The 17465-nt window shown below is 61.6% G+C and carries 12 protein-coding genes and 2 pseudogenes; 10 read left to right on the top strand and 4 right to left on the bottom strand.

Annotated features, from left to right (window positions below; all coding sequences use genetic code 11):
* The 3 genes from V6766_RS16020 to V6766_RS16010 all read right to left on the bottom strand — a co-directional run bounded on the left by V6766_RS16020 (window position 1) and on the right by V6766_RS16010 (window position 4498).
* Window positions 1–861, bottom strand: coding sequence for an ABC transporter permease (locus tag V6766_RS16020; RefSeq protein ID WP_448468102.1), 861 nt, complete (start codon window positions 859–861; stop codon window positions 1–3).
* Window positions 858–1889, bottom strand: coding sequence for an ABC transporter permease (locus tag V6766_RS16015; RefSeq protein WP_448468100.1), 1032 nt, complete (start codon window positions 1887–1889; stop codon window positions 858–860). Before V6766_RS16015 ends, V6766_RS16020 begins: the two co-directional genes overlap by 4 nt.
* Window positions 1890–2083: 194 nt before the next feature.
* Window positions 2084–4498 carry a helix-turn-helix transcriptional regulator gene (locus V6766_RS16010; RefSeq protein WP_448468098.1) on the bottom strand — a complete coding sequence of 805 codons (2415 nt, stop codon included), beginning with the start codon at window positions 4496–4498 and terminating at the stop codon, window positions 2084–2086.
* A gap of 197 nt (window positions 4499–4695) precedes the next feature.
* Here V6766_RS16010 and V6766_RS16005 point away from each other — a divergent pair.
* The 9 genes and pseudogenes from V6766_RS16005 to V6766_RS15965 all read left to right on the top strand — a co-directional run.
* Window positions 4696–4833, top strand: a pseudogene (locus V6766_RS16005) (Tn3 family transposase); the annotation flags it as partial.
* Between the two features lie 160 nt (window positions 4834–4993).
* A complete protein-coding gene (locus V6766_RS16000) occupies window positions 4994–6706 on the top strand; it encodes a glycerol-3-phosphate dehydrogenase/oxidase (RefSeq protein ID WP_448468096.1) in 1713 nt (570 codons plus the stop codon).
* The gene (locus tag V6766_RS15995; protein ID WP_448468094.1) at window positions 6699–8225 is read left to right on the top strand and encodes an FGGY-family carbohydrate kinase; all 1527 of its coding nucleotides are present in this window, start codon (window positions 6699–6701) and stop codon (window positions 8223–8225) included. Before V6766_RS16000 ends, V6766_RS15995 begins: the two co-directional genes overlap by 8 nt.
* Window positions 8216–9496 (top strand): ABC transporter substrate-binding protein, encoded by a 1281-nt coding sequence (locus V6766_RS15990; protein WP_448468092.1) that lies wholly within the window; start codon window positions 8216–8218, stop codon window positions 9494–9496. The genes V6766_RS15995 and V6766_RS15990 overlap by 10 nt, the downstream gene beginning before the upstream one ends.
* Before the next feature lie 63 nt (window positions 9497–9559).
* The gene (locus V6766_RS15985; RefSeq protein WP_448468090.1) at window positions 9560–10432 is read left to right on the top strand and encodes a carbohydrate ABC transporter permease; all 873 of its coding nucleotides are present in this window, start codon (window positions 9560–9562) and stop codon (window positions 10430–10432) included.
* Window positions 10420–11235 (top strand): carbohydrate ABC transporter permease, encoded by an 816-nt coding sequence (locus V6766_RS15980; protein ID WP_018067737.1) that lies wholly within the window; start codon window positions 10420–10422, stop codon window positions 11233–11235. The genes V6766_RS15985 and V6766_RS15980 overlap by 13 nt, the downstream gene beginning before the upstream one ends.
* An 11-nt stretch (window positions 11236–11246) precedes the next feature.
* Window positions 11247–12335: an ABC transporter ATP-binding protein gene (locus V6766_RS15975; RefSeq protein WP_448468088.1), complete on the top strand. Its 1089-nt coding sequence runs from the start codon at window positions 11247–11249 to the stop codon at window positions 12333–12335.
* 16 nt (window positions 12336–12351) lie between these two features.
* Entirely contained in the window at window positions 12352–13344 is a 993-nt protein-coding gene (locus V6766_RS15970) for a hypothetical protein (protein WP_448468086.1), read from the top strand.
* A gap of 21 nt (window positions 13345–13365) precedes the next feature.
* A complete protein-coding gene (locus V6766_RS15965; protein WP_448468084.1) occupies window positions 13366–14319 on the top strand; it encodes a sugar-binding transcriptional regulator in 954 nt (317 codons plus the stop codon).
* A gap of 66 nt (window positions 14320–14385) precedes the next feature.
* Here the strand turns inward: V6766_RS15965 and V6766_RS15960 are convergent.
* A pseudogene (locus V6766_RS15960) lies at window positions 14386–14902 on the bottom strand (DUF4158 domain-containing protein); the annotation flags it as partial.
* A gap of 205 nt (window positions 14903–15107) precedes the next feature.
* On the opposite strand from V6766_RS15960, the gene V6766_RS15955 reads away from it, so the two are divergent.
* Entirely contained in the window at window positions 15108–17297 is a 2190-nt protein-coding gene (locus tag V6766_RS15955; RefSeq protein WP_448468082.1) for a putative bifunctional diguanylate cyclase/phosphodiesterase, read from the top strand.
* Window positions 17298–17465 lie beyond the last annotated feature (168 nt).

The raw sequence follows: 17465 nt of genomic DNA, 5'->3' as shown, positions 1-17465 counted from the left end.
TTACGCCTCCACGTCGAACATGTCGCGCAGCCCGTCGCCCAGAAGGTTGAAGCCGAGCGTGGCGTAGAAGATGGCGAAGCCGGGTGCGAGCACCTCCCACCATTTTTCCGGCAGAAACTGGCGACCATCGGCCACCATCGAGCCGAGATCGGGCGTCGGCGGCTTCACGCCGAAGCCGAGGAAGGAAAGCGTTGCGCCGAACAGGATGACGAAGGCGGCGTCGAGCGTCGTCTTGACCGAAATGACCGAGACGCAATTGGGCAGGATTTCGCGAAACAGGATATGCAGCGGACCGGCACCGGCAAGCCGCGACGCCTCGATGAAATCCTCGGTCGCGATCGACCGGGTGACGCGATAGACGAGGCGGGCGTGCCAGGTCCACCAGAGCAGGGTGATCGCGATCATCGCGTTGATCAGGTTCGGCTGGAGGATGTTGCCGATGGCAAGCGCCATGACCAGCGGCGGCATGGCGAGCATGACATTGGTGAGCCCGGTGATGATCCGTTCCCACCAGCCGCCGAAATAACCGGAGACCATGCCGAGCACCGCGCCGACCGGCACGGAAATGCCGAGGACACCGACGACCAGCAGCAGCGAGACGCGAAAACCGAAGATCGTGCGCGAGAAGATGTCGCGGCCGGCCTTGTCGGTGCCGAACCAGTTGACGGCATTCGGGGCCACATGACGGTTGCGGAAATCGACGACGGCGCCGACATGGTCGGGAAACGGCGTGATCCAGGGCGCGACGGCCGCCATCAGCAGCACCGACAGCACGATCAGCCCGCCGATGACGGCGGCCGGATTGCGGCTGAAGCGATACCAGGTCATGTAGCCTGCGGAAAGGCCTGTCTGTTCACTCATTTTCCAGCCTCCCCAAGGCGCAGGCGCGGGTCGATGATGCTGACGACGATGTCAATGACGAGATTGGCGACGATGAAGAACACGCCGGAGACGAGCACCACGGCCATCAGCGCATTGAGATCCTTCTGCAGGATCGCCGTCAGGCCGTACGAGGCAAAACCGCCCCAGGAAAACACCATCTCGACCACGAAGGCGTTGCCGATCAGCGAGGCGAATTCGAGCCCCATGATCGTCAGCGGCGCGATCGAGGACAGCTTCAGCAGATAGCGGAAGACGATCACCGGCTCCGGCACGCCGAAGGATTTCAGCGTCAGCACATGGTCGCGCCTGAGATTGTCGATCATGGCCGAACGGGTGATGCGGGTGATCTGGCCGATACCGGCCATGGCCAGCGCTGTCGCGGGCAGTGCAAGATGGGCGAGCGCGCTCAGGAAAACATCGCCCCGTCCGGCGAGCACGGCGTCGATCAGCAGAAAGCCCGTCGGCCCCGAGGGCGCGCCGAGATTGTAGTCGACCCGGCCGAGAATGGGCCACGACGGAAAGAAACGAGCCGCGACAAGCTGCAGCGCGATCGCGAACAGAAAGGCCGGAATGGTGACGCCGACAAGCGAGAACAACCGCCCGGCATTGTCGATCCAGCTGTTGCGATAGCGGGCCGTGATGACGCCGAGCGGTATGGCGAAGATCAGTTCGATGATCACCGTGGCGATGATCAGCTCAAGCGTTGCCGGCAGGAATTCCCGGATGTCCCGGCTCACCGGATTGCCGGAGACGATCGAGTCCCCAAGATCGCCCTGAAGCGCCTTGCCGATATAGCGGCCATATTGCACGAGGATGGGCTGGTCGAGCCCCATGCGCTCTCGCAGCTGGTCGACCTGCTCCTGCGTCGCGCTCGGGCCGAGCGTCATGCGGGCGGGATCACCCGGCACCACGCGGGCCAGCACGAAGATCATCAGTGACAGCACGAAAAGAACCAGCATGAAGCCGGCAAGCCGCCTGACAAAAATCTCCAGATAGCGCAGGTGCATAGAATGCGCCGCTCCATAGCCTGGGCCCTGTCGGGGCCACTGTTCCCTTTATGCCGCCGACAATCGTGGGAGCGCCGGCGGTGATCTTATGGGTTCAGTCTGAGGGCGTGGAAAAGATGCGACAAGATAGAAAAGGTCTAGGTTTCTGAGAATAAGGGACAGGTTTTCCGATGCGCGACCGGCTTGGCGGCGGGTCAGTGCAGCCAGTTGCGCGCTCGCGCCACCGCGATGGCCTCGCGGCGTCTGCTGCAGCCGAGCTTGCGGTAGAGATTGGTCAGGTGGAATTTGACCGTCGATTCCGAGATACCGAGCCGGCCGGCGATGAACTTGTTGGAGGCGCCCTCGCAGATCATCAGCAGAATGCGAACCTCGCGACGCGACAGCCCGGATTCCTGCTCGATCGTGCGGCCCTTGATGCCGGTTTCGGAAAGCCGTTTCATGATGCGGCGGGCGGGGCCGGCCGCCGAGACAAAGCCTTCGATGCGGCTGTCGCCCATCAGCTCGCCGAGAAACCGGCGTTCTTCCTGAAGCGGCGCGATCGTGCCGGTGCGCGCGGCATCGTCGAACATGCGCTGCAGCACCGCGCGGGCTTCCGTCGCCCGGCCGGTCCGTTTCAGCACGAAGGCCAACCATATCTGAAGCGCGCGCCGCTGGCGGCCGGTCACCCTTTCATTGGCAATCATGGCGCTGATCTGGCGGTCGAGATAGGCCCGTTCCGGCCGCTCATGGACGATCTGCCGGAGCCAGGCGAAGGCCACCTCGATCTCATCGTGCATCGAAAGCCGGGCGAGATCGTCAAGTGCTGCCTCGACCCAGGTGCGGTTGATCCGCATCTGCATGGCGGAAAGGGTCGCGGCGGCATCGTTCCAGCGATTGCCGTTCTGCATCACCAGCGCGGCGCGGATTTCGATCATGAAGCGCAGTTGGCGGTCGTGCGACTGGTGGAGGCGCCAGCGATCCAGAAAGCCGAGTGCGGATATCGTTGAAAAATGTTCGCTGAGCGCCTGGCTGCCGTAGTGAAGCGCAAATTCCACAAGGCTTGGCCAGGTTTCGGATTGCGCGAAGGTATCGAATTCATGGTTGATGAAGGCGATCAGCACGTGCGGGCGGCCATCCTCATAGGCATGACAGGCCTCGATCAGCCGCAGGATCCGCGCGTCGGCAGGGCTATCGAAGCCGACCTCGGCCATATGCCGCCGGGCTTCGGCGATCCGGCTGCCGGCGCCGGTGGCGTCGCCCGAGAGCAGCCGGATCACCGCCTGATGGACACAGATATAGAAGACAAGCAGCGGAACGCCGGCCGCGCGATAGCTCGAAAACGCCTGCGCCGCAGCCATTTCGGCCTCGTTGAAGCGGCGCTGGCGGATATAGAATTCAAGCACGGCGTTATAGAATGAACCGCGCAGCAGCGCCGCCTCCAGCGGCAATTCGTCGAGATAGTCGTAAAGCCGCTCGAACATGGCGTCGGTGATGACGATGTCCTCATAGATCAGCATCACCAGCCGGAAGCCCTTGAACGACAGGGAGTAAGGCGCGCCGCCCGCAAAGACGGCCATGGGATCGAGGCTCTGCCGGCCGAAACGGTCCGCGATCAGCTTCTTCGCCCGTCCCGTCTCGCCGGCCTTGAGCGCCCGCATGGCATTGGCGATCACCACGGTCTCGTTATCGGCCGAAATTTCGGGGCTGAAGCCCGAAAGTACCCGGGCATACGCCTCCGGGCCATCGATATGTATGTAGAAAACCCCGCCCGCCTCGGCAAAAAGGCGGACGGCCGGTTCCTCCATTCCGGCGGACTGGAGTGCGGATATGGCCTTCTCCGTGTGGCCTGATTGGTGAAGCGCGCGGGCAAGCGACGTCGCCGCCTCGAACCGCTCCATGCGCCGCCCGATCTCCTCATTGGCCGCCGCGCGCACGATCCCGCGGAGTTCGCCACTGGCGCAGGCGGTGGGCGCGCCCTCGGCCGTCCTCTCGACGAAAGGCAGGAACGGCAACGCGTCGACGCTCCCCGCCATCGCATGGCCGTTGAACAGGCGCCAGAGGGTCACAAGTTGCGCCGCCGTCAGCGCACGCAGGATTTCGAAACCGATGTAGGACTTGAGTTGAGCCCGCCTGGCCGGATCTCCAAGATCGACGCCGCAAAGAACCGGCCAGCCACAGTGATAGCGCCGCGCCGGATCGCTTTCGGGCAGCAGCAGGTCAGGCTCGTCGAGAAAAAGGGCTTCGCCGTGGAGGATAAAGCGCTCTATCCCCGGCACATCGGTTCCGGGTCGGCGGGCAATGACGACCCGCTCGAAACGTTCGAAGAACGCTTCGTCGAAGGCGATGGTTTCGGCCCCGGAGGGGATATCCCACAGAAATGTCTGCCCGGCCGCCGTTTCATCCGGCTTCAGGGTTTTACACACGGCGACACCGAAGGTCTTTGCGAGTTTCTTCAGAAGCAGGCTCTTGCCCATGCCGGCAACGGCGGTGATGACGACGAACCTGCAGGCGCTGGCAATCACCCGGTCTGTGAGCATGTCGATGTGAGCCACATTCGCCGTCTCGCCGTCCATGTCCACCTTGCTTTCAATTGCGAAGCCAGCGCCGGCGGCGCTCACGATCGGGGTCATGCCGTTGCAATGACCTTCGATGCACTGCGAGTTTGTCGCCGCGATACAGCGTTTGTCGACGATTGTGTTCGCCTGTGTCAATCAAGGTCGCTTTTCTGCAGAAGAATCAGCCTGTCATTCGGGACGGTACCGGCACCCCACGTGCTTCTGATTGTTCAAAGACGTACAGAGCAAGTTCGGCGTCGTCGAACGACTAATTTCACACGTTTGAGAGAGCCGATGCCTATCCGGCGCTGGCAAATCATATCGGCACGCCAATCAACACTGTCCTCATCATAGAACATTGGGACGAGCTCCTGCGCCTGGCTGCATCGATCATCTCACGCACCGGCGCGCTTCAGCTTATGTGCGGCTTTGCCCTTGTAGAGACCAGCTTGGAGGATGCTGAAATTTATAAAAGTATATGCTACTTGACATTTATAAAGATTTAGATCAGTATCTATTCATGGAGGCAGCGAGCGCGGGTGTGCGCACGGCTGCGTGACGGGAGAAAACATGCGAATTCGGGAGGAGAGCCTGATGCGGCTAGCGTCCGGCGCGGGCTTCGATGTGCTTATTCTGGGCGGTGGCGTCAATGGCGTCGCCGTGTTCAGGGAGTTGGCGCTGAACGGCGTGTCCGCCCTGCTCGTCGAACGGTCGGATTTTTGCCGGGGCGCGAGTGGCGCCTCGTCGCGCATGGCTCATGGTGGGCTCCGCTATCTCGAGAACCGCGAATTCAAGCTGGTCGCCGAGTCCGCGCGCGAGCGCAACCTGCTGCTACGCCATGCCGCGCACTTCACCCAACCGCTTGAGGTGGTGGTGCCGCTGACCTCCTATCTGCAAGGTTTGCCGGGTTCGATCCTGCGTTTTCTGGGTGTTGGAGTCAAAGGCAGCACGCTCAGCGCGGCGGGCCTAAAGGCGGCGCTTACGCTCTACGAACATCTGGGTCGGGTCGGCCGGGTGCTGCCTTCGCATCGGACGAACCTGCGTCGCGTCGATTTTCCCCGGCACCTTGCCCGGCGCTACAAGGCGGTCATCAGCTACTTCGACGCGCGCATCCGCAACCCCGAAGCCCTTGTATTGGAAATGCTTGAGGAGGCGATGGCGGTCTGCCCGGTGTGCGCTGCGCTCAATCACGTTTCATGGAGCCACCAATCCGGCAGCGACACTTTCTCGATTAGTGATGGGGAGACCGGCCAAACTTTCGCCATGCGGCCGAAGCTGGTGGTCAATGCGTCGGGCGCCTGGGTCGACGAGGTGAATGCGCTTCTTGGCCGTAACACCAGCTATGTGCGGCCGGTCAAGGGCGCGCATCTGGTGCTTCGTCACGACGCGTTGTTCGAGCGCATGGCGGGCCGCGCTTTCTATTTCGACGATGGCACCGGGCGCATGGTGATTTCCTATCCGCTGGACCGCACCATTCTGCTTGGCACGACCGAGATCCCAACGCCGGACCCGTCCGACGATACGATCGCCGGCGACGAGATCACCTATTTGACCTCCGCGATCTCCAGTCTGTTCGAGGATATCGAGGTCCGGCGCGAGCATATCGTGGCTATGACGACCGGCATGCGCCCCTTGCAGAGTGGTGGCGCCGGCGATGCCAATCGCGCTAACCGGGACCATCGTATCGCCGAGGATCGTCTTGCTGGGGACGTGCCACTGCTCTCCCTGATCGGCGGGAAGTGGACGACGTTCCGCGCCTTCGGGGAGCAGGTGGCGGATCGCATCCTCGCGCATTTGCAGCGGACGCGAAGCGTCGGCACCCGCGAACGGGACTATCCGGGAGCGACGGGTTTTGGAGCCGGAAAGGCCAATGCCGGTGCGCTTGTCAAACAGCTTGAGGCCTGTTTCGCCCTGACGTCGACGCGCGCTGAGGAGTTGGTGCACCGCTACGGGGCCGTCGCCGAGCAGGTCGCGGCCTTCTGCGCCGAAACGACCGACGCGCCGTTGGAACACCTTGCGGAATTCACCCGTAACGAAATCCGCTGGCTCATCGAGGAACGGGCGGCGCTGGGCCTCGACGACCTCATCCTTCGGCGCACGCAGATCGCCCTCGACGGCGATTGCAGCGAACCGCTGCTGCGCGAACTGGCCTTCCTTCTTGCGCAAGTGCGCGGGAAACCGGCATCGTGGGCGGATTGTGAGATCGAGCGTTGTCTGGCGATGCCCTCGCTTCTTTGCAGCGCTGGCCGACCGGCCTCTCTCAAGGAGAGGCGTCGTGGCTGATCTCTTTCTTTCCATCGATGCCGGCGGTACGGCCGTCAAGGCGGCGGTTTTCGACGCCGAAGGGCGGCTTGTCGCCTCGCGAGCGATCGACATCGTCACGATCCACCGGGACAACGGCTGGGTGGAACGCGAGCCGGAGGCGTTCTGGCGCGGTACAGCGAAGGCGATCCGCGAACTGACCGCCCGAGATATCGATGCCGAGCGCATCGCCGCCGTTGCCTGCACGGGTTTCGGCAATGGCGTGTTCCTCGTCGACGGGAACGGCAGGGCAACGCGCGACGGTATCGTCTCGGTCGATCACCGGGCACAGCCGATTGTTGCCGAGTTCCTGCGCGACGGTACCGCTGGCCGGATCGAGGCGATTACGGGACATCAGATCTGGGGCGGGCAGACGCTGATGCAACTGGTCTGGCTCACCCGCAACGAGCCGGCTGTTGTCGCGCGCACCCGCTGGGCTTTGGCCTGCAAGGACTATCTGCGCATGCGCCTCACCGGAGTCGCTTCGACCGATCCGACGGATGCGAGCGGCGGTGGCCTCTTCGACCTCGAGCAGGGCGGTTACAGCAACACGCTGTTTGAGGTTGCCGGCATTGGCGTGTTCGCCGACCGAATGCCGCCGGTGATTCAGAATTCCGGTATTGCCGGCCTTGTCAGCCGCGTGGCGGCCGAGGAGACCGGGCTTCGGGAGGGAACGCCTGTCGCTGCGGCGATGATGGATGTGAGCGCCTGCGTGCTCGGCGCTGGTTCGGTCGGCGCGGAGACGCTGACCATGATTGCCGGTACCTGGTCGATCAATGGTCTGGAGACCGACCGGCCGATCAGCCGTCGACCGCCGATTCTGAACATGATCCATCGCGACCGGACCTGTCGATTGCTCGCCGACGGCAGCCCGACATCGGCGGCCAATCTCAACTGGTTCCTATCGCGGGCGATGGGCGGCCAGGTCAATCTCTCGCAGGCGAATGGCCTGGTGGAGAACAGCCCGGTTGAGGCGCCGCGCTGCCATTTCATGCCCTTTGTCAGCGGTCCCGCGCCGCGTCGAGGCGCATTTGTCGGCATGACCAATGTCGATGACCAGGGCTCCATGCTGCGGGCGATCTTCGAAGGGGTTGCCTTCCAGCATCGGCGGCACGGCGCCAATGTCGTGAACTATGTCGCGCCGCAGGCTCCGAGCAGGATCCGTCTCGCCGGCGGAGCCTCGAAGAGCGCGGTCTGGACCCGGATCTTCGCCGATGTTTGCGGCCTTCCGGTCGAGGTGCCGGAGGGGGACGAAATCGGCGCGCTGGGGGCTGCCATGTGCGCTGCCGTCGCCACCGGCCATCACCCCGATCTCGCCTTCGCGGCCCGAGCCATGTGCCGCGTGGAACGAACCGCGGAGCCGCGTGGCGGCCTGCGATCCTACTACGACGACAGATACGGCGAATATCTTCGCCTCGATCACCGGTTGGCCCATCTGTTCGATGGGTCGGCCAAAGCGGAAGCCCAACAGTCCTTGGAGGAGGAACAAACATGCGACTGAAACACATGCTTCTCATATCTGCCAGCCTGATCGCCCTGCCGGGCATGGTGCGCGCGGACGACGACGCCTGCGTCGGCAAGGTGGCGCAGATCAATGTCATCGCCCAGGGCATGCCCTCGGTGACCGAGCTCGACAAATACCTCGGCGAGTTCAATGAAAAGTGGAAGACCACCGTGAAGATCAATCTTCTCGGCGAGAACGAGCGCCGCGCCAAGGCCCGTCTCGATGCGTCGACCGGCGCGGGCGCCTACCAGGTCTATTATGTCGACGAAGCCAATACGCCGGAATATGCATCCGCCGGCTGGATCTATCCGCTCGCCGAGGTTCTGCCGACGGAATACGACATGTCGGATTTCCGCGTCGACCTGAGCAATGTCGCGACCTATGACGGCACGCAGTATTTCGCGCCGCTGGTCGGCGGCGGCGATATCCTGATGTACCGCAAGGATGTCCTCGAGAAAGCCGGCCTAGAGCCACCGAAGACTCTGGACGAACTGGTTGCCGGCATCAAGAAGGTCAACGATCCCACTAATAAGCTCTATGGCTGGGCGGCGCGCGGTCAGCGCGGCTCCGGCATGAATGTCTGGCGCTGGACCCCGTTCTTCCGCGGCATGGGCGGCGAGTGGCTGGATGACGCTGGCCAGCCGGCCTTCAATTCCGAAAAGGGCGTGGAAGCGACCGAGCTCTATCTAGACCTGATGCAATATTCGCCGCCGGGTGTGGGTACCTTCAACTGGTCGGACTCCGTCGAAGCTTTCCGGGGAGGCCAGGTCGCCTATCTGATCGAGTCCGACGTCTTCGGTCCGTGGATGGAAGATCCAGAAAAGTCCACGGTGAAGGGGAACGTCGGCTACATGCCGCCGCCGGAACCGCTCGGCTCGGCTGGTTGGGCGCATGGCCTCGCCGTCTCCAAATCGGGTGCGAAGGACGACTGCACGAAGAAGATCGCCGGTGATTTCGTCGGCTGGGCGACCTCCAAGGAAATGGAGGCCCATCGTCTCGCCGACGGCATCGCCTCCGATATCGGCCGTCAGTCGACGTTGAAGAGCGACGCCTTCAAGAAGGCAGTGCCGGCCGAATATATCGAGGCACTGCTGGCGACGGGATCGCGGACCAAGCTGCTGATCATGGCCAGCCCCGCCTGGCCGGAAATCGGCGACAATCTCGGTCTGGTACTGGAAGAGATATTCACCGGAACCCGCAAGGATGTCCAGGAAGGTCTCGATGAAGCCGCCTTCCAGGCGGAGGACGCGTTGCGCCGCGTGAAGTGAGCCGACTGGAGCGGCCGGGGCTCGACGCCGCCGGCCGCTCGATCTCGCACGGAAGAACAGCTTATGAACAATCGACGTTTCGTATTCTGGACCCTGACGCCGGGGCTTGCGATCCTCGCGATGCTGGCGCTCGTCTCCATCGCCGGGGCGCTGTATTTCTCGGTCATGGATCGGTCCCTGCGGTACGCGGACTACGACTTCGCGGGGCTTTACAACTATCACCGGCTACTCGCCGACCGGCGGTTCCTCAATGCATTGCGCATCTCCGTGATCTGGGAGGTCGTGACCGTCGTCGGAGCGCTCGCGGTCGCGACCTTGCTGTCGGTGATGATTTTCGAGACCGTGAGGTCCTTGTGGTTGCGCAACCTGATCTGCCTGGCCTTTCTGGCGCCGGTGCTGTTGCCGCGCGTCGCTGCGGCTTTCATCTGGCGGTTTCTCTATTCGCCTTCGCTCGGCCTCATCAACTATCTCGCCAGCCTTGTCGGGATCGGGCCGATCGAATTCCTCGCCGATCCTTCGCTGGCGCTGATTTCGGTCGCCGTTGTCGACATCTGGCAATGGGGGCTGTTCTTCACGGTCATCATGTTGAAGCTGCTCGAAACCCTGCCGAAGGATCCGGTCGAGGCCGCCCAACTAGACAATGCCCGGACTTGGGAGATCCACGCCTTCGTGACCTTGCCGATGCTCAAGGGGCCGATCATCAGCCTCGCCTTGGTCAAGGCGGTGGAATCGCTGCGCTCGTTCGACCTGATCTATGTCATGACCGGCGGCGGCCCCGGAACGACCACCGAAACCCTTGATCTCTACGCCTATCAGGCCGGCATCAATCTTGGCGGTCGCATTTCTTATGCCTCGGCGATGTCGATCCTGTTGCTGCTGTTGACGACGATCGTCTTCACGCTCGTCTGGAGAGGAATCCGCAAATGGTCAGTTTGATCCGCCGTTGGCTCTCCGGCCTGCTCCTCGCCGCGATGGTCTTCGTCGCCCTGACGCCGATCCTGTGGACGGTGCTCGGCTCATTCAAGCGGCTGCGGGATATCGTGACGCCGGTGCCGAAGCTGTTCTTCTCGCCTACGCTCGAGAATTTCGCGATCATCCTGCAGAATCCCTCGATCCGCGAGGGGCTAGGTCACTCTGTCATCGTCGTCGGTGCCTCTGTGCTGCTCGGCGCCGTGCTCGGGGTCCCGGCCGCCTATTCGCTGGCGCGGCATGTCCAGCGGCTGAAAGGCGACTTTCAGTTCTTCGTGCTCTCGCTGCGCTTCATGCCGCCAGTTGCAATCGCGATCCCTTTTATCGTGATCTATCTCGATCTCGGACTTTATGACACGCTGGCAGGTCTTATCCTGGTCTACCTGATGACAACGATCTCGACCGTCATCTGGCTGTCGGTCCCCGCCTTCGAGCGCGTCCCGAAGGAGATCGAGGAGGCGGCCGCGATGGAGGGTTGCGGTCCGGGCGAGATCTTCGTGAAATTCGCCCTGCCGATCGCAGCGCCCTCGCTGTTTGGCGCGCTGGTCTTCACTTTCGTGCTCGTCTGGAACGAACTGCTCCTCGCGCTCACGCTCGCCGCCGACAACGCGACGCTTCCCGTTGTGGCGGCCTCCATCACCTCGCTCGGCAAAGAAGTTCCGTGGGGGGTCATCAATGCCTCCACAGTCATTCTCGTTCTGCCCCCGCTGGTCTTCATCGGTCTGTTGATGAGTTTCATCAACCGCATGATGAAACCCGGACGGCGATAAGAAAGGTCATCATGGCGAACATTAGATGCGTCAATATCTGCAAGTCGTATGGCGGTCTCCGCGTCATCGAGAACCTGAACCTTGACATCAATGATCACGAATTCGTCGTGTTCCTGGGGCCGTCCGGCTGCGGCAAGTCGACCATGCTGCGCATGATTGCGGGCCTGGAGGAGATTTCCGACGGTACGGTCAGCATCGGCGACCGGGACGTGACACACCTGCCGCCGGGCGAGCGCGGCGTGGCGATGGTGTTCCAGTCCTATGCGCTCTATCCGCACATGTCCGTGCGCGATAACATTGCCTTCGGCCTTCGCCGGCAAAAGGTTCCCGAGGCGGAGATCGACCGACGTTTGGTCCAGGTCACGGCACTTCTCGGCCTTGAACCCTATCTCGACCGCAAGCCCAAGAACCTTTCGGGTGGGCAGCAGCAGCGGGTAGCTATGGCGCGTGCGATGATCAAGACACCGAAGCTGTTCCTGTTCGACGAGCCGCTGTCCAATCTCGACGCCAAGCTGCGCGAGAAGCTCAGGACCGAGATCCGGCGGATACATCTCGACTTGAAGACGACGACGATCTTCGTGACCCATGACCAGCTCGAGGCCATGACGATCGCCGACCGGATCGTGCTGATGCGGGCCGGCGCGATCGAACAGCAGGGTACGCCGTCGGAGATCTTCGATCGGCCGGCAACGCGTTTCGTCGCCGATTTCATCGGTTCTCCGACGATGAACTTCCGCGACTTCGAGGTACGCCGGACGGGCGAGGCCGCCGAACTCGTCTCGGGTTCGATGCGACTCAAGCTGCCGGCCGGCGATTTCGACGGACTGGACGACGGGCGGCTGGTGGAAGTCGGGTTAAGGCCATCCAAGATGGATATCGCCGGAGATGGCGACGCCAACGTGATCAGCGGAACGGTGATCTTGGTGGAAAACATGGGTAGCGACGGGCAGGTCATCGCCGATGTCGACGGACAGGAAATGTCCTTCGTTACCAAGGCTTTCCGGACGCTGCAGCCCGGCCAACCCGTCCGTTTCTCGATCGAGTCGGCGAGCATCCACGTGTTCTCGAAGGAGAACGGACGCTCGCTGCGCCGCGCCTGATGTGAAGGGAATGACGATGACACGCTACGACGACAAGATCGGCCGCATCCGGGCCGGGCGCTACGGCAAGGGCGATTTCGTGATCGCCGACGCCAAGGATGCCGACATGTCCGGCGGTATCATGACGACTGGTTTGCGCCGAGATGATGACGGCGTGCCGACCGGCAGCCGCACCCGGCTGGAATTCATCGCCGAGATCGAGACGCTGATCCGTCAGGATATTGTCGATATCATGCTGACCTCCGCCTCCAACATGGAGCTGCTGCGACAGCGTGGCGCCTTTGCCGGAAGCCTGGTCAAGCCGGCCATCCGAGCCAATGACGCGACCGATGTCTGGGGCGTAATCCGGGGTGGGCGCTATCGCGACACGCCTTCCAGGCCTTTCCGTTCGGTCGAACTTGCTCTCGCCCAGGCGGAACTTTGCCTCTATTCAATCACCTTCAACAATGACGCGGACGCCGATCTCGCAGCGCTTCGCGCCTTCGCGGACTTCCGGCGGGAGGCTCGCGCGGCCGGCAAGAAATACTTCCTCGAAGTGTTCAATCCCAATGCGCAGGCTGGCTTTTCCAGCGCCGAGACCGGTGCCTTCGTTAACGATTGCATCGTGCGCTCGCTGGCTGGGCTGACAACCGGCGAACGACCGGAGTTCCTGAAAGTCGCCTATAACGGTGCGCGCGCGATGGAAGAGCTTGCCACCTATGATCCGTCGATCGTTGTCGGGGTGCTAGGTGGAGGTTCGGGAACTCACCGTGATACCTTCGAGTTGGTTGCCCAAGCGGAGAAATATGGTGCGCGACTCGCGCTTTTCGGCCGCAAGATCAATTCGGCGGAGCACCAGCCCTCGATCATCTCCTGGTTGCGTCGAGTCGCCGATGGTGATGCCTCTTCAAGCGAGGCGGTGCGCGGCTATCACGGCGATCTCCTGGCGCTCGGTCTCAGGCCAGACAGGGCTCTTGACGACGATCTGGTTATCACTGAAGAGGTATTGAACGCGGCAATCGTCAATTGAAGACCGCAGGCAGGTAAACCAATGCAGCGACACCAGCATCCCTCGAACAAGATCATCGCCGAAGTCGCGTGGATGTATTATGTCCGAAACCTCAACCAAGGGGAGATCGCGGAGGCGCTTTCCCTCTCGCGGCCCACGGTGATAAGCTATTTGAAGCTTGCCAAGGAACGTAACATCGTCTGTATCCAGGTGGCGCCCGAGCACTACCGGATGAACCAGACCGCGGATGCGCTCAAGGAAAAATACGGGCTGAAAACCGTGCACGTGGTGCCATCCGACGGATTGAACGGCGAGACGCTGACGCGCGCCGTCTGCGAGGTCGCCGCCTATCATCTGCCGAATTTCCTCACCGAGGGCGATGTTCTCGGCGTTTCCTGGGGGCAGACGGTCCATTTCGTGTCGGAACTCGTGCCGAACTGGCCGATCGCCAACGTGACCGTGCGCCAGCTTCTGGGGTCTCTCGCCAATCCTTTGCTCAGTACATCGGAGAGCTGCAGCACTGAAATCGCCCGCCGGCTGGACGCGGAGTGCATCACCTTCAATGCGCCGGCGGTAGTATCGAGCGTCGGGCTGGCTGCGGCATTGCGGGAGGAGCCGATCATTCGCGAGCAGCTCGAAGGCCTGCACAAGTGTAACAAGTCCTTGTTTTCCCTCAGCCCGTGCACCCCAGATACCCATGTCGTGCAGTTCAAGATCGCCACCGTCGACGAGGTCGAGGACTATCGGTTGCGCGGCGCCGTCGGCATCATCGCCGGACGTTTCATCGATGCGGACGGTCAAGCCGTGCTGGGCGAACTCGACGAGCGTCTGATAGGCGCCGATCATAGCCTCCTGCGGCACATGGAAGGTCTGCTGGTGGTCAGCGGCAGCTTCAAGCGCGATGCCACCCGGGCCGCGCTTCGCGGCGGGTTCGCCGATCATCTTGTGACCGACATGGAGCTCGCCAAACTGCTGCTGGCCGAAGAAACGCCGTAACCCGTTTCCCGCTGGCCGCGTCGTAGGCCGCTATATCGGCGGCATTAATGTTTTATTATTTGGAAACAGAGTTTTTTCTGCCCGGCGCCGGGCTAAGGCTCGGCCGGCAAGGCCTAGGCGTTCGATCGTGTCGATCGCAGGCAGAAGAGCTCCGCGTTCGCGAAACGCGGCGACAGTCGAACTGGCTATCGCAGCACCGTCGTCGGACATGGTCGCCGCTTGAATTGCCGTCAATAGCGCGGCGCGGCGATCTTGCAGCGTCGCGCTTCTCGTACCCAGATACACCATTAGCAGCGTCATATGATCGCCGACGGGTTTCTTCACGGCGTGCATAGCGGGCAAATTCGTCTGGAGCGGCGCCGATCTGATCAGCAACATACTTCAGCATGGCACGAGGCGGAGTTTCTTCTGCTCGAAGCGCTCGATCCTGGTGTCGCATTAGACATAGCTGGATGGCAAAGCCGAGCCGGTTGTGATTACGTCTCCGCAGCTCGATCCCCAGGCGATCCGCCAATGACAACGAAGAGTGGCGGATTAAGCTATCCTCGTCGATTGGGATAACCGAACTCTCTCTCCACGGCATCGACACCTCCCGCAAAGCGAAAAGTGTTGCCTTCGGTGCTTCCAAGTGCGGGCTGTCTCTGAGCAGGAGACAGTCCTCGACAGGAATTTTCCGCAATGCCTGCCTCGCCCTTTGCGCGTTACTCCAGACAGAAAGGGTTCGAGATATTCGCTTGTGCGGAAGCTTATGTTTCTCCATAGTTTTAAATACATGGCAGGTTTCGGAAATGCGCAGCAAAAAACAGTCTTTCAAATTCTCCGGCTTCCTACTGACGCGCGCCCTGCCAATATTAGCTTTGACCGGTTGTATCGGCCTTGGCGTTTTGGGGCTCTTGATTTGGGCCGGCCACGAGGCTGATCGCGTCTCGTACGATCGGCAGGCAAATCTGGCTCAACTCGTTGTTTCTCAGCTGCGTTCCAAAGTCGCGCACAATCAGGAAAGTGTCACTGTCTGGGACGATGCCGTCGAGCGGGTGCGCGCGCGTGACAGCGCCTGGATGGATGGTAACCTCGGGGCCTGGATGCATGAATATTTCGGCCTCGATCAGGCTTATGTTCTCGATCCGGCGAACCAGGCTGTTTACGCCTTTGCCGATGGCGGAACGGCCGCTCCGGATGCGTTCAGCGTAGCCGAAGACGAAGCCCTGCCTTTGGTTCTTGCTCTTCGCGACAAGCTTCGGGCCGGCGATGACAGCCAGATCAGCGATACCGTGCTCACGCCGGGCGTATCCGATCTGGCGGTCATCCAGGGGCGTCCCGCTGTCGTCAGCGTCAAGCCAATTGTTTCCGACACCGGTGATATCCAGCAAACGCCCGGCGAGGAAGCCGTTCACGTCGCTGTCCGCTTTCTCGACGGAAGCCTGATCGAGGAGTTGAAGACTGACTACCTGTTCGAAGACCTGCGTTTTTCATGGTCGGCGAGCGATGAACCGCACTATTCCAGCCTGCCGTTCTACAAGGCTGACGGATCCGTTTTGGGCTACATGGTCTGGCATCCCCATCACCCGGGGGAAACGATGCTATCAAGGCTTATTCCGGTTTTGTCCGCTGTGATCGGCTTGGCGCTTTGCGCGATCGCCTTCTCTTTGCTCTTGTACCACAACCGCTCGAAAGAGCTGGAGGCCAGTGAGGAGCAGATCCGCTACCTGGCGCTCCACGATCCGTTGACCGAACTTCCCAACAGAAATTACTTCAACGAGTATGTCGATGTCGAGTTGGCCAAGGGAGGGGGCAGCGCTCTTCTGTTTCTCGATCTGGATCGGTTCAAGCAGGTCAATGATACGCTCGGACATCCCTCGGGCGACGCTTTGATTCGCGAGTTTGGCCAACGTTTGAAGGCTATCGTACGCCAGGGTGATGTCGTTGCCCGCGTCGGCGGAGACGAGTTTACCGTGATGCTCAGGGGAAAGGCCAGCGTGAGGGACGTCGACGTTATCTGTCAGCGCATCGTTGATTCTGCTCGCCGTCCTTTTGTACTCGGCGGCCAGGAGGTCTTTGTTGGAGTCAGTGTTGGGGTAGCGCTGGCGCCGCGCGATGGCAGCGACCGGGTGAGCCTGCTTCGCAGAGCTGATGTCGCCTTGTACTTTTCCAAGAATTCCGGCCGCAGTCGGTATACGTTCTTTTCAGAGGACATGGACCAGTTGCTCATCAGGCGTCAGGAGATGGAGGGGGATATGCGTGTGGCCCTGAAGGCTGGCAACGAGTTTCAGGTTCACTACCAACCCATTATTTCCGCACGTGACCATCGGGTCAAAGGATACGAGGCGCTCCTTCGCTGGGAGCACCCTAAATTCGGCTCGATCTCGCCTGAGCTGTTTATACCGATAGCTGAAGAAACCGGAATGATTGAAGCCGTCGGTGAGTTTGTTTTGCGGGAAGCCTGCAAAGCGGCAACTCAATGGCCAGGCAAGAGCATTGCGGTCAACGTGTCCGGCGTCGAGCTCCGCGACGAAGATTACGCCGCCAAAGTCAAAAAAATACTGTCATCCACCGGATTGTCGCCGCAAGCTCTTGAACTGGAGGTGACTGAAACAGCCGCCACCGATGAGGCTTCGGCCGTTGTCGCCAATCTCGACGCCCTGCGTGCAATAGGTGTGAAGATCGCGATTGATGATTTCGGGACTGGCTTCTCGTCGCTTGGTCGACTGCGAACCCTGAATGTCGATCGCATCAAGATCGACAGAAGTTTCGTCCAGGGGTTCGGCGAGAAGGCCGGTGATGAAGCCATAATCCGGGCTATTGTCGAACTGGCCCACGCGAGAGGCCTCAAGACGACCGCCGAAGGCGTTGAAACCTCGCTACAGGACGCAGGCCTTGTCAAGATTGGCTGTGACAGCCTGCAGGGCTTTCTCTATTCGAAGCCGGTTCCTCTTCGTGACATTGAGCACGTTTCCTCTCCCGCCGGCTCGCCTAGCTGAGAGCAAGCGTAGAGCTGCGGCCAAGGCACCAGCCGGATGCAACCGCGCAGTCGGAGCTGGTCAAGAAACTCGCTCTGCCGAGTTGGTGTCGCACACCGGCTAGGACGGATGCCGCCTGGGCTCCGCTCGTCCTCTCTCGTCGGCGCTTTCGCCGTCATTGGCCTCGAA

The organism is Martelella sp. AMO21009 (assembly GCF_053484295.1).
Note: the sequence above shows the minus strand (reverse complement) of the source record. Positions and strands in the feature narration are given on the sequence as shown.

Coding starts and splice junctions, on each gene's coding strand:
- V6766_RS15990 (WP_448468092.1), top strand. CDS start 8,216: ATGCGACTGAAACACATGCTTCTCATATCTGCCAGCCTGATCGCCCTG.
- V6766_RS16015 (WP_448468100.1), bottom strand. CDS start 1,889: ATGCACCTGCGCTATCTGGAGATTTTTGTCAGGCGGCTTGCCGGCTTC.
- V6766_RS15985 (WP_448468090.1), top strand. CDS start 9,560: ATGAACAATCGACGTTTCGTATTCTGGACCCTGACGCCGGGGCTTGCG.
- V6766_RS15970 (WP_448468086.1), top strand. CDS start 12,352: ATGACACGCTACGACGACAAGATCGGCCGCATCCGGGCCGGGCGCTAC.
- V6766_RS15980 (WP_018067737.1), top strand. CDS start 10,420: ATGGTCAGTTTGATCCGCCGTTGGCTCTCCGGCCTGCTCCTCGCCGCG.
- V6766_RS15955 (WP_448468082.1), top strand. CDS start 15,108: ATGCGCAGCAAAAAACAGTCTTTCAAATTCTCCGGCTTCCTACTGACG.
- V6766_RS16010 (WP_448468098.1), bottom strand. CDS start 4,498: ATGACCCCGATCGTGAGCGCCGCCGGCGCTGGCTTCGCAATTGAAAGC.
- V6766_RS15965 (WP_448468084.1), top strand. CDS start 13,366: ATGCAGCGACACCAGCATCCCTCGAACAAGATCATCGCCGAAGTCGCG.
- V6766_RS15975 (WP_448468088.1), top strand. CDS start 11,247: ATGGCGAACATTAGATGCGTCAATATCTGCAAGTCGTATGGCGGTCTC.
- V6766_RS16020 (WP_448468102.1), bottom strand. CDS start 861: ATGAGTGAACAGACAGGCCTTTCCGCAGGCTACATGACCTGGTATCGC.
- V6766_RS16000 (WP_448468096.1), top strand. CDS start 4,994: ATGCGAATTCGGGAGGAGAGCCTGATGCGGCTAGCGTCCGGCGCGGGC.